The following is a 16,681-nucleotide window of genomic DNA, read 5'->3' on the forward strand; positions in this document are numbered from 1 at the left end:
CATGGCTCTCACGATCGACCTGGACGGGCGCGTCGCCCTGGTCACCGGGGGGGCCCGCGGCATCGGCCGCGGGATCACCGAGGTGCTGCTCGAGGCCGGTGCCACCGTCGTCACCTGCGGCCGCTCGGAGGCGGACCCGCCGGCCGGCGCCCAGCACCGGATCTGCGACGTCCGCGACCCCGACTCCGTCGCCGTCCTGGTGAGCGGGATCGTCGACGACCTCGGCAGCCTCGACCTGGTGGTGAACAACGCCGGCGGGGCGCCGTACGCGATGGCGGCGGACGCCTCGCCCCGCTTCCACGACAAGGTGATCGGCCTCAACCTCCAGGCGGCGCTCCTGGTCAGCCAGGCCGCGAACCGGGTGATGCAGGCGCAGCCGGGGGGCGGGTCGATCGTCAACATCTCGTCGGTCTCGGCCGCACGCCCCTCGCCCGGCACCGCCGCCTACGGCGCCGCGAAGGCGGGGGTGGACGCGCTGACCACGTCCCTGGCGCAGGAGTGGGGACCGGCGGTCCGCGTCAACGCCATCGACGTCGGACTGGTGCGCACCGCCGACACAGCCGACCACTACGGCGGCGACGAGACCGTCGCCGCGATCGAGGCCACCATCCCGGCCCGCCGGATGGCGGACGTCGCCGAGATCGGTCGGGTCGCCGCCTTCCTCGGCAGCGACCTGGCCTCCTACGTCTCCGGCGCCCGCGTCGCCTGCCACGGCGGCGGGGAGATGCCGGTCTTCCTGCACATCGCCCAAGGGGCCACGACCCACCACCCGGAGGAGAAGAAGTGAGCAGACTGCTGGAGGGGCGCGTCGCGATCGTGACCGGCGCCGGACGGGGCATCGGCCGCGCGCACGCGCTGGAGCTCGCGCGGCACGGGGCGAAGGTGGTCGTCAACGACTACGGCGTCACCCTGGCCGGGGAGGACAGCACCGAGACCCCCGCGCACGACGTGGTCTCCGAGATCGAGGGGATGGGCGGCGAGGCCGTGGTCAACGGCGCCGACGTCGCCGACTTCGGCGCCGCCGAGGCGATGGTCCGCCAGGCGATCGAGACCTTCGGCGGGCTCGACATCCTCGTCAACAACGCGGGGTTCGTGCGCGACCGGATGCTGGTCAACACCTCCGAGGAGGAGTGGGACGCGGTGATCCGGGTGCACCTCAAGGGCCACTTCGCCCCGCTGCGCCACGCCGGCGCCTACTGGCGGGCCGAGGCCAAGGAGGGGCGCCAGCGCGCCGCCCGGGTGATCAACACCTCCTCCGGCGCCGGCCTCCAGGGCTCGGTCGGGCAGGCCACCTACTCGGCGGCCAAGGCCGGGATCGCCGGGCTCACCCTGGTGGCGGCCCAGGAGATGGGCCGGTACGGCGTCACGGTGAACGCCATCGCGCCGGTGGCCCGCACGCGGATGACCGAGGGCGCGTTCGACACCTCCGCGATGGCGCTGCCGGAGGACAACTCGCCGATCGTCGCCTGGCTCGCCTCCGAGGAGGCCGGTGACGTGACCGGCCGGGTCGTCGAGATCGACGGCAGCCGGCTGACCGTGGAGAGCGGCTGGCGCCACGCCGCCGCCGAGGACCGCGGCCAGCGCTGGGACGCGCTCGAGGTCGGGCCCGCCCTGCGCAAGCTGCTCGCCGGCTCGCCCGCGCCGGAGCCGGTCTACGGGGCCTGACCCGCGCGCGGGAGGCCCCGGGCCGTCGTCGCGTCCCGATGACGGCCCGGAGAAGTCGCGCGCGTGAAATCCGGGTTGTGCCAAGGTGGACGTCAGACCGGGTGCCCGTCAGGGGGCGCCTGCCGCCCGCGCTGACCCCGATCGACCGGAGGCTCCGAAGGTGATCGAGTTCGAGAACGTCACCAAGCGCTACCCGGACGGGACCCGCGCGGTCGACGGCCTGTCGCTCACCGTCCCGAGTCGCGGTATCACGGTGTTCGTCGGCCCCTCCGGCTGCGGCAAGACGACGTCGCTGCGGATGATCAACCGGATGATCGACCCCACCGAGGGCCGGATCCTGATCGACGGCGACGACGTGACGGCGCAGCCGCCGGCGAGGCTGCGCCGGTCGATCGGCTACGTGATCCAGCACGCCGGGCTCTTCCCGCACCGGACCGTGGTCGACAACGTGGCCACCGTGCCCGTGCTGTCCGGGGTGCCGCGCCGCACGGCCCGCGCGGCGGCGTACGAGCTGCTGGAGCGTGTGGGCCTCACCGCCCAGATGGGGGACCGCTACCCGGCCCAGCTCTCCGGCGGCCAGCAGCAGCGGGTCGGGGTGGCGCGGGCGCTGGCGGCGGACCCGCCGATCCTGCTGATGGACGAGCCCTTCTCGGCGGTCGACCCGGTCGTCCGCGCCGAGCTCCAGGCCGAGCTGCTGCGACTCCAGGCGGCGCTGGACAAGACGATCGTGATGGTCACCCACGACATCGACGAGGCGATCAAGGTCGGCGACCGGGTGGCCGTCTTCGCCGACGGCGGCCGGATCGCCCAGTTCGACGAGCCCGAGGAGCTGCTCGCCCGACCGGCCGACGACTTCGTGCGCGGCTTCGTCGGACGCGACCGCGGCTACCGCGGGCTCTCCTTCGTCGCGGCGGGGGACGTGCCGGTGCGCCCGATCTCGACCGCCGTCGCCGGTCTGGTGCTCGTCGTCGACGCCGAGGGCCGCCCGGTCGCCTGGCGCGGTCCGGGCGGCGACCTGCCGCTCGGCGGCACCTTCTCGGACGGCGACACCGTGCGGAGGGTGGCCGACCTGGCGATCCTCTCGCCCGCGAGCGCGGCCGTGCGGGTCGACGACCGCGGCCGCGCCGACGGCCTGGTGCCGCACGAGGACCTCGCGACCCACATCCGCGAGCACCAGGTGGCGCTGCTCGGGGACGGCGGACCCGGATGAGCCTGGGCAGCGACATCGTCGACTACGTCGAGCTCAACCACGAGGACATCGTGGACGCGCTGGTCGCCCACGTCTGGCTGGCGCTGGTCCCGGTGGCGATCGCGCTGGTGCTCTCGCTGCCGCTGGGCTGGCTGGTCCACCGCTTCGGCTGGGCGCGTCACCCGCTGCTGACCCTGAGCAGCGTGGTCTACACGATCCCGTCGCTGGCGCTGCTGCTCCTGCTGCCGGGGTTCATCGGCACCAGCATCCTCGACCCCGTCAACGTGCTGATCGCGCTGACGCTCTACAGCCTGGCGCTGCTGGTCCGCACCACCGCCGACGGACTGGGCTCGGTCGACGAGGACGTCCTGGCCGCCGCCACCGCGATGGGCTACCGTCCGCTGCGCCGCTGGCTGAGCGTGGAGCTGCCCCTCGCGCTCCCGGTCGTCCTCGCCGGCGCACGGATCGCCACCGTGGCCAACGTCAGCATGGTCAGCATCTCCGCGCTGCTGGGCATCCAGAGCCTCGGCCAGCTCTTCACCCGCGGCTTCCAGCTGGGCTTCTACGCGCCGCCGATCATCATCGGCCTGGTCCTCTCGGTGCTCCTGGCGATCGTCGCGGACGCGGCGCTCGTCCTGGTGCAGCGGTTCGCCACCCCCTGGGCACGGGTGGGGGCGGCGCGATGAACGCCGACACCTTCTCGTACCTATTCGACGGGGCGCACTGGTCCCTCGGCGACCCCGCCGGCTTCCCGAACCGGATCCTCGAGCACCTCGGCTACACCGCCCTCGCGCTCGTGGTCGCGCTGGTCCTCGCCTTCCCCGCCGGGCTGCTGATCGGGCACTGGGGGCGGGGCTCGTTCGCGGTGATCAGCCTCGGCAACGCGGGGCGCGCGCTGCCCACCCTGGGCGTGGTGATGCTCGCCCTGTCGCTGGTCGGCATCGGCCTGCTCCCGGTCACGATCGCGCTGGTCATCCTGGCGGTGCCGCCGATCCTCACGTCCACCTTCGCCGGTGTGCGGGCCGTGTCGGCGGAGGTCGTGGACGCGGCGCGCGGCGTCGGGATGAGCGAGCGGCAGGTGCTGCTCGGCGTGGAGCTCCCGAACGCGCTGCCGATCGTGATGGGAGGGATCCGCAACGCGACCCTCCAGGTGATCTCGACGGCCACCATCGCCGCCTACGTCGGACTGGGCGGCCTGGGCCGCTTCCTCTTCGACGGCCTGGCGCTGCGCGACTACCCCCGGGTGGTGGCCGGCGCGATCGTGCTCGCCGTGCTGGCGGTCCTGGTGGACCTGCTGCTCGGGGGCGTCCAGCGCCTCCTGGTCTCGCCGGGCGTCGACGGACGCGCCGCGCGCCGCCGGGTCCGCGGTGCCGTCGCCGGGCCGGTCCCGGCCGGCGGCTCCGAGTCCCCGGAGGCCGCCGAGGCCGACACCGAGCCCCACCCGCAGCAACCCGTCACCGTCCCACCAACCGAGAGGCACCACCCATGATCCGAACGACCGGAACCCGCCCGTTCGCCCTCCTCGCGGGCCTCCTGATCGCCGGCTCCGCGCTCGCCGCCTGCGGCGGGGACGACGGCGACCCGCTGAGCACCGGTGGGGCCGACGACGGCGCCATCGTCATCGGCTCGGCGAACTTCCCCGAGAGCGAGCTCCTGATGCAGATGTACGCCCAGGCGCTGGAGGCCAAGGGCGTGGCGGTGGAGACCAAGCCCAACATCGGCTCGCGCGAGGTCTACATGGGCGCCTTCGAGGACGGCGACATCAACCTGCTCCCGGAGTACAACGGCGCGCTGCTGGCCTACCTCTCCGGCGGCACGCCGCCCGAGGGCGTCACCTCGCCCGACGACGTGTACGACGCGCTCCAGGAGGTGCTGCCCGAGGGCAGCGAGACCCTGGCCCAGTCGGAGGCCGAGGACAAGGACACCCTGACGGTCACCGAGGCGACGGCCGACGAGTACGACCTGGCCAGCATCGAGGACCTGGCACCGGTGGCGGGCGAGCTCGTCGTGGGGGCCGGGCCTGAGTTCCAGGAGCGTTACCAGGGACTGGTCGGGCTGGAGGACCTCTACGGCGTCGAGTTCAAGGAGTTCAAGCCGCTGGACGCGGGCGGCCCGCTCACCGTCCAGGCGCTCAAGAAGGGCGACATCGACGTGGCGAACATCTTCTCCACCGACTCCAACATCTCCACCGCCGGCTGGGTGGTGCTCGAGGACCCGAAGGACCTCTTCCTGGCCGAGAACATCCTTCCGCTGATCCTGTCCGAGATGGTGACGGACGACGTCGTGGCGGCGCTCGACGGCGTCTCGGAGGCGCTCACCACCGACAACCTCACCGAGGCGCTGGCCCGGGTCCAGGTCGACAAGGACGACCCGGCCACGGTGGCCAAGGACTTCCTGGCCGAGCACGACCTGCTCTGACGTCGAACCGGGCCGGCGCGAGGCCCGGGGGCCTACGCTGCACCGCATGAGTCCCCGGGCCGTCACCGCGCCGGTCACCGGCCTGCTCGTCGGGCTGCTCCTGGCGCTGGCGGCCGCGCTCGCCGGCTGCGAGGCGACCTCCGGGGCGCCGCCTCCGGCGGGTACGGCGACGTCGCCAGCGCCCCCGGGCGCCGCGTCCGACGGTCCGGCGCCGGTGCGGTCGGCCGCGCCGATCCGCCTCGGCTTCGCCCCGCTCGCCCTGCGTCGGCTGGTGCGGGACGCTCGCCGCGCCGGCTCCAGCTGCCTCCTCGTCTCCCGCAACGGCGTCGTCGCGGGGGAGTGGTACTGGCGCGGCGGCTCCGCCGACCGCCCCCAGGAGGTCTACTCGGTCACCAAGTCGGTGACCAGCACGCTGGTCGGCATCGCGCAGGCAGACGGCGACCTCTCGCTCGACGCCCCGGCCGCCCGGTACATCCCGCAGTGGCGCGGCACGGCCTCGGCGGGGGTGACGGTCCGCGACCTGCTCAGCAACGACAGCGGGCGGGAGTGGAGCGTCGAGACCGACTACGCCGGGCTGCTCGGGGCCGACGACCGCACCGCCTACGCCGTCGGGCTCGGCCAGGACGCGCCGCCCGGCACGGTGTGGGCCTACAACAACGCCGCCATCCAGACGCTGGACCGGGTGCTGCGCAGCGCGACCGGCAGCGACCCGGCGTCGTACGCCGCGGAGCGGCTGTTCGGCCCCCTCGGCATGACCGAGACCCGGATGACCTCGGATGCGAGCGGCCGCGCCGACCAGGTCTTCTTCGGCATGCAGTCGACCTGCCGGGACCTCGAGCGGTTCGGTCGGCTCTTCCTGCAGCGGGGGGGCTGGGAGGGCCGGCAGGTGGTCCCGGCCAGCTGGGTGCGTGCCGCGGTCGGGCAGCCGTCGCAGGACCTGAACGCGGCGTACGGCCTGCTGTGGTGGCTCAACCAGGAGGGCACCGTGCGCCGGCCGCTGGACGCAGCGAACCCGGGGCTGCCGCCCGGCGTGGCCGGCGAGGATCAGCTGGTGCCGGGGGCGCCGGAGGAGATGTTCGCAGCGCTCGGCTTCGGCGGCCAGGTCGTGCTGGTCGACCCGGACAGCGGAACGATCGTGGTTCGGCTCGGCGCCCCGCGACCGCGGGGCGCCGCTGAGTACTCGGTGCGCGACGCCGCGCGGGTGGTCACCGAGGCGCTGCGCCGCTGACCACCGCGCGTCGCCGGCTGCGGGTCAGATCCGCTCGATCACGGTGCCGGTGGCCATCGCGCCGCCGGCGCACATCGACACCAGCGCGGTCGTGGCGTCGCGGCGCTCGAGCTCGTGCAGTGCCGTGGTGATGAGGCGGACACCGGTGGCGCCGACGGGGTGACCGAGGGCGATCGCGCCGCCGTTCACGTTGACCCTGTCCAGGTCGACCGCGTGAGCGCCGGCCCAGGAGAGGACCACGGAGGCGAACGCCTCGTTGACCTCGAAGAGATCGAAGTCGCCGATGCTCATCCCGGTGCGGTCCAGGATCCGCTGGGTGGCGTCGATCGGGCCGTCGAGGTGGAAGTACGGGTCGGAGCCGACCAGGCAGTGGCTACGGATCCGGGCGCGCGGGGTGAGGCCGAGCGCCCGCGCCTTCTCCTCGTCCATGATCAGCAGCGCGGCGGCGCCGTCGGAGATCTGCGAGGAGGTGCCGGCGGTGTGCAGCCCGCCCTCCAGCACGGTCCGCAGGCCGGCGAGCCCCTCGACCGTGGTCTCGCGCAGGCCCTGGTCGGTGTCGACGATCCGGGTCTCGCCGGTCGGCTTGCCCTCCTCGTCGAGCACGGGGGCCTCGACCGGTGCGATCTCCCGCTTGAACCGGCCCTCCTCGACCGCGACCTTCGCCTTGGCCTGGGACGCGGCGCCGAACGCCTCCAGGTCCGCGCGGCTCAGTCCCCGGTTGCGGGCGATCCGGTCCGCGGCCTCGAACTGGTTCGGCATGTCGATCGTCCAGTCCTCCGGGCGGGGATCGCCCAGGCCGGCCGGGACGTTGGCGCCGAGCGGGATCCGCGACATCGACTCGACGCCGCAGGAGACGCCGACGTCGATCGTGCCGGCGGCGACGAGGTCGTTGATGAGGTGGGTGGCCTGCTGCCCCGATCCGCACTGCGCATCCAGGGTGGTGCCTCCCGTGTGCTGGGCGAGTCCGGCGTGCAGCCAGGCGCGGCGCACCGTGTCGTTGGACTGCTCGCCGGCCTGGGTGACGATGCCACCGATCACCTGCTCGACCAGGTCGGGGTCGACGCCGGCGCGGCGCAGGACCTCGGACTGCGCGAACCCGAGGAGGTTCGCGGGGTGGATGCCCGCCAGGTGCCCGCGGCGCTTGCCGAGGGGGGTGCGGACGGCTTCGACGATGACGGGGGTGCCCATGCCGCGCAATCTACCACTGAACTAGAACACGTTCTCTTTTTGATCCCGCCACTCGCAATGAAAGGCTTTCGTATTGCAAGGATGGTCTGTAGTGTTGCTGAGAACGTGTTCTATGTGGCGCGCGCCACACGTGATCGCGCTCCCGCGATGACCGAGACGAGAGGCTTCTGCACGTGACCGATCTGCTGCTGCCGGAGGGCTGGGACCCGACGGATCCCGACATCAACGCCGTCGCCCTGCCCCACGACGAGTTCACGTCGCTGCGAAGGAACGAGCCCATCCACTGGGTCGAGCAGGTCCCCGAGGCTCGGGCCGGCTTCCTCGACACCGGCTACTGGGCCTGCAGCCGCCACCAGGAGGTGCGCGAGGTCTCCAAGGACAACGAGAACTGGTCGACCGCGGAGAACGGCGTGATCATCCGGTTCGGGCCGGACATGACCCGTGACCAGGTCGAGGTGCAGCGGGCGATGCTGATCCACCACGACCCGCCGAGCCACACCAAGATGCGCGGCATCGTCTCCCGCGGCTTCACCCCGCGGGCGATCGCCACCCTCAAGGAGAACCTGCGCGACCGGGCCTACAAGATCGTCGAGGAGGCCGTGGCCCAGGGGTCCGGCGACTTCGTCGAGGACCTCGCCGCCGAGCTGCCGCTGCAGGCGATCGCCGACTTCCTGGGCGTCCCCCAGGAGGACCGCAAGAAGCTCTTCGAGTGGTCCAACCAGATGATGGCCTACGACGACCCGGACTTCGACGTCGACCCGGCGATCGCCTCGATGGAGATCCTGGCCTACTTCGACCAGCTGGCGAACCTGCGCCGCGAGGACCCCCGCGACGACATCGTCACGAAGCTGATCCACGTCGGCGACGACGGCCACGGCGCGCTGACCAACGACGAGTTCGGCTTCTTCGTGATCCTGCTGACCGTGGCCGGCAACGAGACCACCCGCAACGCGATCAGCCACGGGATGCACGCCTTCCTCCAGAACCCCGAGCAGTGGGAGCTGTGGAAGAACGAGCGGCCGGAGACCATGGTCGACGAGGTCATCCGCTGGGCGACGCCGGTGACGGTCTTCCAGCGGACCGCCAAGCAGGACACCGTGCTCGGTGGCCAGCCGATCGCGAAGGGCGACCGGGTCGGTCTCTTCTACGCCTCCGCCAACTTCGACGAGAACGTCTTCGAGGACCCGTTCACGTTCAACATCCTGCGGGACCCGAACCCGCACGTCGCGTTCGGCGGCCACGGTGCCCACTACTGCATCGGCGCCAACCTGGCCCGGATGGAGGTCAAGCTGATCTTCGACGCGCTCGCCGACCTCGCGCCGGGCATCAGCCTGGCCGGCGAGCCGAAGCGCCTTCGCTCCGGCTGGCTGAACGCGATCAAGGAGATGCAGGTCAACTACAAGTGACCTGATCACCCCCACCGACGTCTCGGGTGCAGCGATGGCCCGGTCCCACCAGGGACCGGGCCATCGAGGTGTCCGGGGGTCGTGCCGCGGCGCTTCTCAGTCGCGGGCGGTGAGCACGATCGGGTCGCCCGAGGTGATGGCGACCGTGTGCTCGACGTGCGCGCCGCGCGAGCCGTCGGCGGAGCGGATCGTCCAGCCGTCCGGGTCGAAGGTGATCTCGTCGGTGGTGTGCAGGAACCAGGGCTCGATGGCGATGACGAGGCCCGGCTTGAGCTTGAGCCCGCGCCCCGCGCGCCCGTCGTTGGGCACGTGCGGCTCGCCGTGCATGGTCCGGCCGACGCCGTGGCCGCCGAACTGCAGGTTGACCTTGAGGTCAGCCTCGGCCGCGACCGAGCCGATCGCGTGCGAGATGTCGCCCAGCCGGTTGCCGGCGCGCGCGGCGGCGATGCCGGCGTCCAGCGCCCGCTGGGTGGTGGCGATGAGCGCCTCGTCCTCGGGGCGCGGGGTGCCGACGATCACCGAGAGGGCCGAGTCCGAGACCCAGCCGTCGACGGCGGCCGCGAAGTCGACCGAGAGCAGGTCGCCGTCGGCGAGCGTGTAGTCGAAGGGCAGGCCGTGCAGCACCGCGTCGTTGACCGAGGTGCACAGCACCTTGCCGAACGGACGGGCGCCGAAGGACGGGTGGTAGTCGATGTAGCACGACTCCGCGCCCGCGTCCTTGATCATCCGGTGCGCCAGCTCGTCGAGCTCGAGCAGGTTCACCCCGACGGCCGCCTTCTCCTTCAGCGCGGAGATGACGGAGGCGACGAAGCGACCCGCCGGTCGCATCTGCTCGATCTGGTTCGGGGTGCGCAGTTCGATCACGCGCCCGAGTCTACGGGCACCCCGGCCCACCGGCCCGATCGCCGAGTCGCGGACTGCGCCGCCGGTTGAGGTGCGAGGCGCCCCGGCGCCGAGCCTCGAAACCAAGGCGTCTCGGCGGCGGTGGTTTCGAGGCTCGCTTCGCTCGCACCTCAACCACCGGTGCTAGTTGGTGGGCTTCTCCGCGCCGACCACCCACATCGAGAAGAACTGCGACCCTCCGCCGTAGGCGTGACCGAGCGCGCGCCGTACGCCGTCGACCTGGTGCTCGCCCGCGGCGCCGCGCACCTGGAGGGCGGCCTCGCCGAAGCGGAGCATCCCGGAGGCGCCGATCGGGTTGGAGGAGAGCACGCCACCGGAGCAGTTGACCGGGATCCGCCCGCCGAGGGCCGTCTCGCCGGCCTCGGTCAGCTTCCAGCCCTCGCCCTCGGCCGCGAAGCCGAGGTTCTCCAGCCACATCGGCTCGAACCAGGAGAACGGCACGTAGATCTCCGCCGCGTCGATCTCGTCGATCGGGCTGGTGATCCCCGCCTGCTTCCACAGCGCGGCCGCGGCGTCGCGCCCCGCCTGCGGGTTCACCTGGTCGCGCTCGGCCGCCGTGGTCGGCTCCGAGCGCATCACGGTGCCGTGGATCCAGGCGGGGTTGGGGGAGGCCTTCGCCACGTCCTCGGCGACGATCACCAGGGCGCAGGCCCCGTCGGAGGACGGACAGGTCTCCTCGTAGCGGATCGGGTCCCAGAGCATCTGCGAGGCCAGCACCTGCTCCACGGTCTTCTCCTCGCGCAGGTGCGCGTAGGGGTTCCGCAGCGCGTTGGTGCGGTCCTTGGCCGCCACGATCGCGCCGATGTGCGTCGGCGCGCCCGAGCGGCGGATGTAGGAGCGCACGTGGGGGGCGAAGTAGCCGCCGGCGCCGGCGTGCACCGGCATCACGAACGGCACCGGCACCGACAGCGCCCACATCGCGTTCGACTCCGACTGCTTCTCGAAGGCGACCGTCAGCACCTTCTCGTGCACGCCGGCCTGCACCAGGGAGGCGGCCACGATCGCGGTCGAGCCGCCGACCGATCCGGCGGTGTGCACCCGCAGCAGCGGCTTGCCCGCGGCGCCCAGCGCCTCGGCCAGGTACAGCTCGGGCATCATCACGCCCTCGAACAGGTCGGGGGCCTTGCCGACGACGATCGCGTCGACCTCGTCCAGCGTCATCCCCGCGTCGGCCAGGGCGCGGTCCATCGCCTCGCGGCACAGCCCGGCCATCGACACGTCCTCGCGCTTGGCCCGGTGGTGGGTCTGCCCCACCCCGATCACAGCGGCCGGCATCTTGCCCATCAGTTCCGTCCCTCCATCACGCACACCAGGTTCTGCTGGAGCGCCGGCCCGCTGGTCGCGTGGCCGAGCGCGCGGTCCGCGGTTCCGTCCCAGATCCGGCGCGCCGCCTCGCCGATTCGGATGGCGCCGCCGGTGAACATCGGGTTCCCGGCCAGGGCACCGCCCGAGGGGTTGACCCGGGTCTCGTCGCCGAGGCCGAGCGCCGTGCGGAGGATCAGCTCCTGGTGGCTGAACGGCGCGTGCAGCTCGGCCACGTCGACGCCGGCCGCTCCGCCGGCCGCGGCAGCCGCCCGCTCGGCCGAGCCCGAGCGGGTCAGGTCGCGCGTGCCGAGGTGCAGCCCGTCGGCGTTGTGGGCCAGGCCGGCGATCCACGCCGGTCGGTCGCGTACGTCGCGGGCCCGGTCGCCCGCGGCCAGGACGATCGCCGCCGCGCCGTCGGTGACGGGCGCCGCGTCGTGCTTGCGCAGCGGGTCGGCGTACATCGGCCGCGCCAGCAGGTCCTCGACGGAGGATCCGCCGGACCTCACGGCGTACTCGTTCTTCTCCGCGTCGGTCAGCGACCGGTCGACCACCTCGGCCATCGCGGCCTCGTCCCACAGGCCGGCGTCGATGCCGAGTCGCGCCTGGAGCGCGGCGATCGACACGGTGTCGGGCCACAGCGGGGTCATCGTGTACGGATCGAGCTGCAGCGCCAGGGTGCGGCGGAGGACGCCCGCCGAGGACTTGCCGAAGCCGAACACGAGGGCGGTGTCGACCTCGCCGGTCTGGATCTTCAGCCACGCCTCGTAGAGCGCCCAGGCGGCGTCCATCTCGACGTGGGACTCGTTGACCGGCGGCAGCACGCCGATCGCGTCGATCGCGCTCACGAAGGAGAAGGAGCGGCCGGCCAGGTAGTCCGAGGAACCGGAGCACCAGAAGCCGATGTCCTTCCTCGACCAGCCGGTCTGCTCGTAGCACTCGGCGAAGAGGGGGACGAGCAGCTCCGCGCACTGGGGCGACCCGTCGTAGTCCTGCATCTGTCGCTGGGCGAACCCGACGACGGCGACGTCACGCATCTCTTCCTCGCCTCTCAGAGGTGGTGCTGGTAGGTGGCGTACTCCGCGTCCGGCTCCCCGGTCGGCGCGAAGTGGCTGATGTTCTCGATCGTGGTGCCCCACTCCTCGCGCGGCTTCCAGACGGCCCTGACCCGCAGGCCCATCCGGATCTCCTCGACGGGGATCTCGAGGATCAGGTGCTGGATCGCGATGTCGGCGCCGTCGAGCAGGACGTAGGCCGACACGTACGGCGGCTTGATCTTCTGACCCAGGAACGGGACGTTGACGATGCAGAACGTGGTCACCGTGCCGGTGTCGGAGAGCTCGACCTCCTCCTCGGTCGGCACGCCGTCGGTCGGGCAGGCGGGCCGCGGCGGCACGTAGACCTTGCGGCAGGCGGGGCAGCGCTGGCCGAGGATGCGGCCCTCGGCGAGCCCGCGGAAGAATGCCGACTCCTCGGGCGAGGCGGCGTAGGTGTAGTCGAGACTGGTCGGCGTGACGATGCCGGTGACCGGCTCGGTGACCGGCTCGGTGGGCGTCTCGGCGGGCTCGACCACCTGCGAGGTGCCGGTCGGGACCTCGGGCTCGAAGACGAAGTCGGTGACCGCACCGGTCCGCTCGGCGGCCCAGCGGGCGCTCACGCGCATCCCGGTGCTCATCTCCTCCGGCGAGGCCACGTCGACCGCGTGCAGCATCGGGGCGGTGGCTCCGTCGAGCGTGACCAGGGCGAACGCGAAGGGCCGGTCGAACGGCTGGCCGGCGACGGGCTCGCTCACCCAGGTCCACGACGTGACCGTCCCGGTCGGAGCGAGCGTCACGAAGTCGGTGGTGGCGGCGTGCGTCGCCGGGTCGAACTCCGGCGGCGGGATCACGACGCGGCCGTCGCTCGTCCGGGCACCCACGAAGGTGCCGTCCCGGAGGCCGGCGAGGAAGCGGCCGATCACCGGCCCGACCGACCGGGTGTAGTCGAAGGACACCGTGACCGGTGCCGAGAGAGTGCGGCTCATGGCCGAAAGTGAAACACGTTCTACTATTGGCGACAAGCATTCGCCACTACTGTGCGACGGGCCAGCCACGCGATCGAAGGGGATCAGATGAAGCTCGGACTGCAGCTCGGCTACTGGGGCGCTCAGCCGCCGACGGGCGTCGCGGACGTCGTCGCCGCCGCCGAGGACGCCGGGTGGGACGCGGTGTTCACCGCCGAGGCCTGGGGGAGTGACGCGTTCACGCCGCTGGCCTGGTGGGGGCGCGAGACCTCTCGCCTCCGCCTGGGCACCTCGATCGTCCAGATGTCGGGACGCACGCCCACCTCGATCGCGATGCACGCGCTCACCCTCGACCACCTGTCGGGCGGCCGGATGATCCTCGGCATGGGCGTCAGCGGCCCTCAGGTCGTCGAGGGCTGGTACGGCCAGCCGTTCTCCCGCCCGCTGGCGCGCACCCGTGAGGTGGTCTCGATCATCCGCCAGGTGCTGGCCCGCGAGGCCCCGGTGACCAACGACGGCCCGCACTACCCGTTGCCCTACGCCGGCCCCGGCGCCGTCGGACTGGGGAAGCCGCTCAAGCCGATCGTGCACCCGCTCCGCGCCGACATCCCGATCTGGCTGGGTGCCGAGGGGCCGAAGAACGTCGCGCAGACCGCCGAGATCGCCGACGGGTGGATCCCGATCTTCTACACGCCGAGGAGCGCGGGGATGTACCAGCCGTGGCTCGACGAGGGCTTCGCCCGCGAGGGTGCCCGGCGGACGCGCGACGACTTCGAGATCGCCGCCACCTGCCACCTCCAGGTGGTGCCGGACGCGGCGACCAAGCAGGTGGTGATCGACGCGCTGAAGCCGGTGGTGTCGCTCTACATGGGTGGCATGGGCGCCAAGGAGCAGAACTTCCACAAGAACGTCTTCGAGCGGATGGGGTACGGCGACCTGGCCGACGACGTCCAGCAGCTCTACCTCGACGGCGAGAAGGAGAAGGCGACGGCGATGATCCCCGACGAGCTCGTCGACGACATGCACATCGTCGGCACCGCGGGTGAGGTCCGCGAGCGCGTGGCGCAGTGGGAGGAGACGGGCGTGACCACGCTGCTGCTCTCGTGCCGCAGTGCCGACGAGGTCCGCCAGGTGGCGGAGGTCCTGGCCTAGGAGACCGGCGCCCGTCCGCGGCGCCTGCGGGGGTCGGTGTCGTTACGTCTGGGTGACGTGCGCATCGGCCCCTCGTGCTGCCGCGGGGCGCGGGGTAGCGTGCCGACATGAGGCGGGCCCCGCACGAGAACGTGGCCACCGTGCTGGTGGACCCGGCTGTGCTGCCCGACCTCGAGCTGGCGCTGATGGAGCTGGACCTGCGGGTGTGGCCGGTCGCGACCGCCCCGATCAGCATCGACGGGCCGCGCCAGGCGTTCCAGATCCGGCGTCGGCTGGTGGAGCAGCACGGCGGCGCGTGGGCGTGCGCCGCGACCTGGGTGCCGGTGTGGATCGGCTTCGGCGAGCGGTGGCGCACCGGCGACGAGCCGCTGCCGTGGACCGCGCACCAGGCGCTGTGGCAGTCGCTGGCGTCGTACGGGGCCCACGTGCGCTACCGCAAGCGTCTCGGCGGCGTGCGCCCGCTCTCCGTGCCGGCCGAGTCACGTCGCGCGGGGTGAGCGGTCCCGCGACGTGGTGTCGCGCTGAGCCTTGCTGCGCACTAGAACACGTTCTAATCTGCGGGGCATGGACTCGCTCTACACCGGCACGCACAACGGTCACCTGATGGTCGCGGCGCTCAAGCGCCACCGCGACCGTCCGGTGATCCACCTGGGGGACGTCACGCTGACCGGCCGCGAGATGGCCGCGCGGATCAGCCAGTACGTGCAGGCCTTCGAGTCCCTCGGCGCCGGCACCGGGAGCGCGAGCGCGTTGCTCGCGCCGAACCGGCCCGAGGTCCTGTTCATCCTCGGGGCCGGCCAGACCCAGGGCTTCCAGCGCACGTCGCTGCACCCGCTCGGCAGCGCCGACGACCACGCCTACGTGATCAACGACGCCGGGATCACCGCGCTCATCGTCGACCCGTACTTCACGGACCGGGCCGTCGAGCTCCTGGAGAAGTGCCCGGGGCTCAAGCAGGTGCTGACCATCGGGCCGGTCCCCGAGGCGCTCGCAGAGGTCGGCGTCGACCTGGTCGCCGCCGCGGCCGGGTTCGACCCGCAGCCCCTCGAGGCCCGGCTGCTGCCGCCGGAGCACGTCGTGTCGATCACCTACACGGGCGGCACCACCGGCAAGCCCAAGGGGGTGGTCGGCACGGCCCGGGCGATGAACACGATGGCCCAGATCCAGCTGGCCGAGTGGGAGTGGCCGGAGGCGCCCCGCTTCCTGATGTGCACCCCGCTCTCGCACGCGGGGGCGGCGTTCTTCGTGCCGGTCGTGATCAAGGGCGGGACCCTGTTCGTCGCGTCCCGCTTCGACCCGGCCGAGGTGCTGCGCACCATCGAGGAGCAGCGGATCACCTCGCTGATGGTGGTCCCGACGATGCTCTACGCCCTCATGGACCACCCCGACTCCCACTCCCGCGACCTGTCCTCGCTGGAGACGGTCTACTACGGCGCCTCGGCCATCAACCCGGTCCGCCTCAAGGAGGCGATCGCCCGCTTCGGCCCGATCTTCGCCCAGTACTACGGGCAGTCCGAGGCGCCGATGGCCATCGCCTACTTTCCGAAGGGCGACCACGTCGACGCGACGGGCCGGCCGATCGAGTCCCGCCTGACCTCCTGCGGCCGGCCGGCGGCCTTCGTGCGGACCGCGCTGCTCGACGCCGAGGGCGAGCCGGTCGAGCAGGGGGAGCCGGGGGAGATCTGCGTCGCCGGCCCGCTGCTGGCCGGCGGCTACTGGCAGCTGCCCGAGCAGACCGCCGAGACGTTCCGCGACGGCTGGCTGCACACGGGCGACGTCGCGCGGGAGGACGAGGACGGCTTCTGGCACATCGTCGACCGCACCAAGGACATGATCGTCACCGGTGGGTTCAACGTGTTCCCGCGCGAGGTCGAGGACGTCGTCGCCGAGCACCCCGCCGTCGCCCAGGTCGGCGTCATCGGCACCCCCGACGAGAAGTTCGGCGAGCTGGTCACCGCCGTGGTGGTGCTGCGCGCCGACGCGGCGAGGGATCCGGTCGCGATCGAGGCGATGACCGCCGAGATCAAGCAGGCGGTGAAGGAGCGCAAGGGGTCGGTGCAGGTGCCGAAGCGGATCGAGATCGCCGACGCCCTCCCGCTGACCGCGCTCGGCAAGCCGGACAAGAAGGCGCTGCGGGCGGCGTACTGGACCGGCGGGCGCAGCGTCGGCTGAGCGCCGCCACCGCCGCCGGTTGAGGTGCGAGGCGCCCCGGCGCCGAGCCTCGAAAC

Annotated in this window: 16 protein-coding genes; 11 read left to right on the top strand and 5 right to left on the bottom strand. The window is 72.4% G+C overall.

Going from position 1 to position 16,681, the window contains the following annotated elements:
- Position 1 precedes the first annotated feature (1 nt).
- The 7 genes from ABLM29_RS00370 to ABLM29_RS00400 all read left to right on the top strand — a co-directional run bounded on the left by ABLM29_RS00370 (position 2) and on the right by ABLM29_RS00400 (position 6,500).
- On the top strand, positions 2–787 hold the full coding sequence (locus tag ABLM29_RS00370) for an SDR family oxidoreductase (RefSeq protein ID WP_349711314.1): 786 nt from the start codon (positions 2–4) through the stop codon (positions 785–787).
- Positions 784–1,665, top strand: coding sequence for an SDR family oxidoreductase (locus ABLM29_RS00375; RefSeq protein ID WP_349711316.1), 882 nt, complete (start codon positions 784–786; stop codon positions 1,663–1,665). The genes ABLM29_RS00370 and ABLM29_RS00375 overlap by 4 nt, the downstream gene beginning before the upstream one ends.
- 160 nt (positions 1,666–1,825) lie before the next feature.
- Positions 1,826–2,875 (top strand): ABC transporter ATP-binding protein, encoded by a 1,050-nt coding sequence (locus tag ABLM29_RS00380; RefSeq protein ID WP_502889126.1) that lies wholly within the window; start codon positions 1,826–1,828, stop codon positions 2,873–2,875.
- Positions 2,872–3,540: an ABC transporter permease gene (locus ABLM29_RS00385; protein WP_349711318.1), complete on the top strand. Its 669-nt coding sequence runs from the start codon at positions 2,872–2,874 to the stop codon at positions 3,538–3,540. Before ABLM29_RS00380 ends, ABLM29_RS00385 begins: the two co-directional genes overlap by 4 nt.
- On the top strand, positions 3,537–4,343 hold the full coding sequence (locus tag ABLM29_RS00390) for an ABC transporter permease (protein WP_349711321.1): 807 nt from the start codon (positions 3,537–3,539) through the stop codon (positions 4,341–4,343). Before ABLM29_RS00385 ends, ABLM29_RS00390 begins: the two co-directional genes overlap by 4 nt.
- Positions 4,340–5,272 (top strand): ABC transporter substrate-binding protein, encoded by a 933-nt coding sequence (locus tag ABLM29_RS00395; protein ID WP_349711323.1) that lies wholly within the window; start codon positions 4,340–4,342, stop codon positions 5,270–5,272. Before ABLM29_RS00390 ends, ABLM29_RS00395 begins: the two co-directional genes overlap by 4 nt.
- Positions 5,273–5,318: 46 nt before the next feature.
- Positions 5,319–6,500, top strand: a complete 1,182-nt coding sequence (locus ABLM29_RS00400) for a serine hydrolase domain-containing protein (protein ID WP_349711325.1) — start codon at positions 5,319–5,321, stop codon at positions 6,498–6,500.
- Positions 6,501–6,524: 24 nt separating this feature from the next.
- Here the strand turns inward: ABLM29_RS00400 and ABLM29_RS00405 are convergent, their stop codons facing one another.
- On the bottom strand, positions 6,525–7,688 hold the full coding sequence (locus tag ABLM29_RS00405; protein WP_349711327.1) for a steroid 3-ketoacyl-CoA thiolase: 1,164 nt from the start codon (positions 7,686–7,688) through the stop codon (positions 6,525–6,527).
- Positions 7,689–7,861: 173 nt separating this feature from the next.
- Here ABLM29_RS00405 and ABLM29_RS00410 point away from each other — a divergent pair, with 173 nt between their 5' ends.
- Positions 7,862–9,094, top strand: a complete 1,233-nt coding sequence (locus ABLM29_RS00410; RefSeq protein ID WP_349711330.1) for a cytochrome P450 — start codon at positions 7,862–7,864, stop codon at positions 9,092–9,094.
- 96 nt (positions 9,095–9,190) lie between these two features.
- Here the strand turns inward: ABLM29_RS00410 and map are convergent, their stop codons facing one another.
- From map to ABLM29_RS00430, 4 genes are all read right to left on the bottom strand, one after another.
- On the bottom strand, positions 9,191–9,958 hold the full coding sequence (gene map / locus ABLM29_RS00415) for a type I methionyl aminopeptidase (RefSeq protein WP_349711332.1): 768 nt from the start codon (positions 9,956–9,958) through the stop codon (positions 9,191–9,193).
- Between the two features lie 162 nt (positions 9,959–10,120).
- Complete coding sequence (locus ABLM29_RS00420) at positions 10,121–11,281, bottom strand: thiolase family protein (protein WP_349711334.1); 1,161 nt, start codon at positions 11,279–11,281, stop codon at positions 10,121–10,123.
- Positions 11,281–12,336, bottom strand: a complete 1,056-nt coding sequence (locus ABLM29_RS00425) for a thiolase family protein (RefSeq protein ID WP_349711336.1) — start codon at positions 12,334–12,336, stop codon at positions 11,281–11,283. The genes ABLM29_RS00420 and ABLM29_RS00425 overlap by 1 nt, the downstream gene beginning before the upstream one ends.
- A 14-nt stretch (positions 12,337–12,350) precedes the next feature.
- Entirely contained in the window at positions 12,351–13,322 is a 972-nt protein-coding gene (locus tag ABLM29_RS00430; RefSeq protein ID WP_349711339.1) for a Zn-ribbon domain-containing OB-fold protein, read from the bottom strand.
- Between the two features lie 87 nt (positions 13,323–13,409).
- Between ABLM29_RS00430 and ABLM29_RS00435 the strand changes: the two genes are divergently transcribed.
- The 3 genes from ABLM29_RS00435 (at position 13,410) to fadD8 (ending at position 16,625) form a co-directional block, all read left to right on the top strand.
- Positions 13,410–14,453: an LLM class F420-dependent oxidoreductase gene (locus ABLM29_RS00435; RefSeq protein ID WP_349711342.1), complete on the top strand. Its 1,044-nt coding sequence runs from the start codon at positions 13,410–13,412 to the stop codon at positions 14,451–14,453.
- 107 nt (positions 14,454–14,560) lie between these two features.
- Entirely contained in the window at positions 14,561–14,950 is a 390-nt protein-coding gene (locus tag ABLM29_RS00440; protein ID WP_349711345.1) for a hypothetical protein, read from the top strand.
- A gap of 67 nt (positions 14,951–15,017) precedes the next feature.
- A complete protein-coding gene (gene fadD8, locus ABLM29_RS00445) occupies positions 15,018–16,625 on the top strand; it encodes a fatty-acid--CoA ligase FadD8 (RefSeq protein ID WP_349711348.1) in 1,608 nt (535 codons plus the stop codon).
- The last annotated feature ends 56 nt before the right edge of the window (positions 16,626–16,681 follow it).

The organism is Nocardioides sp. YIM 152588, from assembly GCF_040191335.1.
Taxonomy (GTDB): Bacteria; Actinomycetota; Actinomycetes; order Propionibacteriales; family Nocardioidaceae; genus Nocardioides.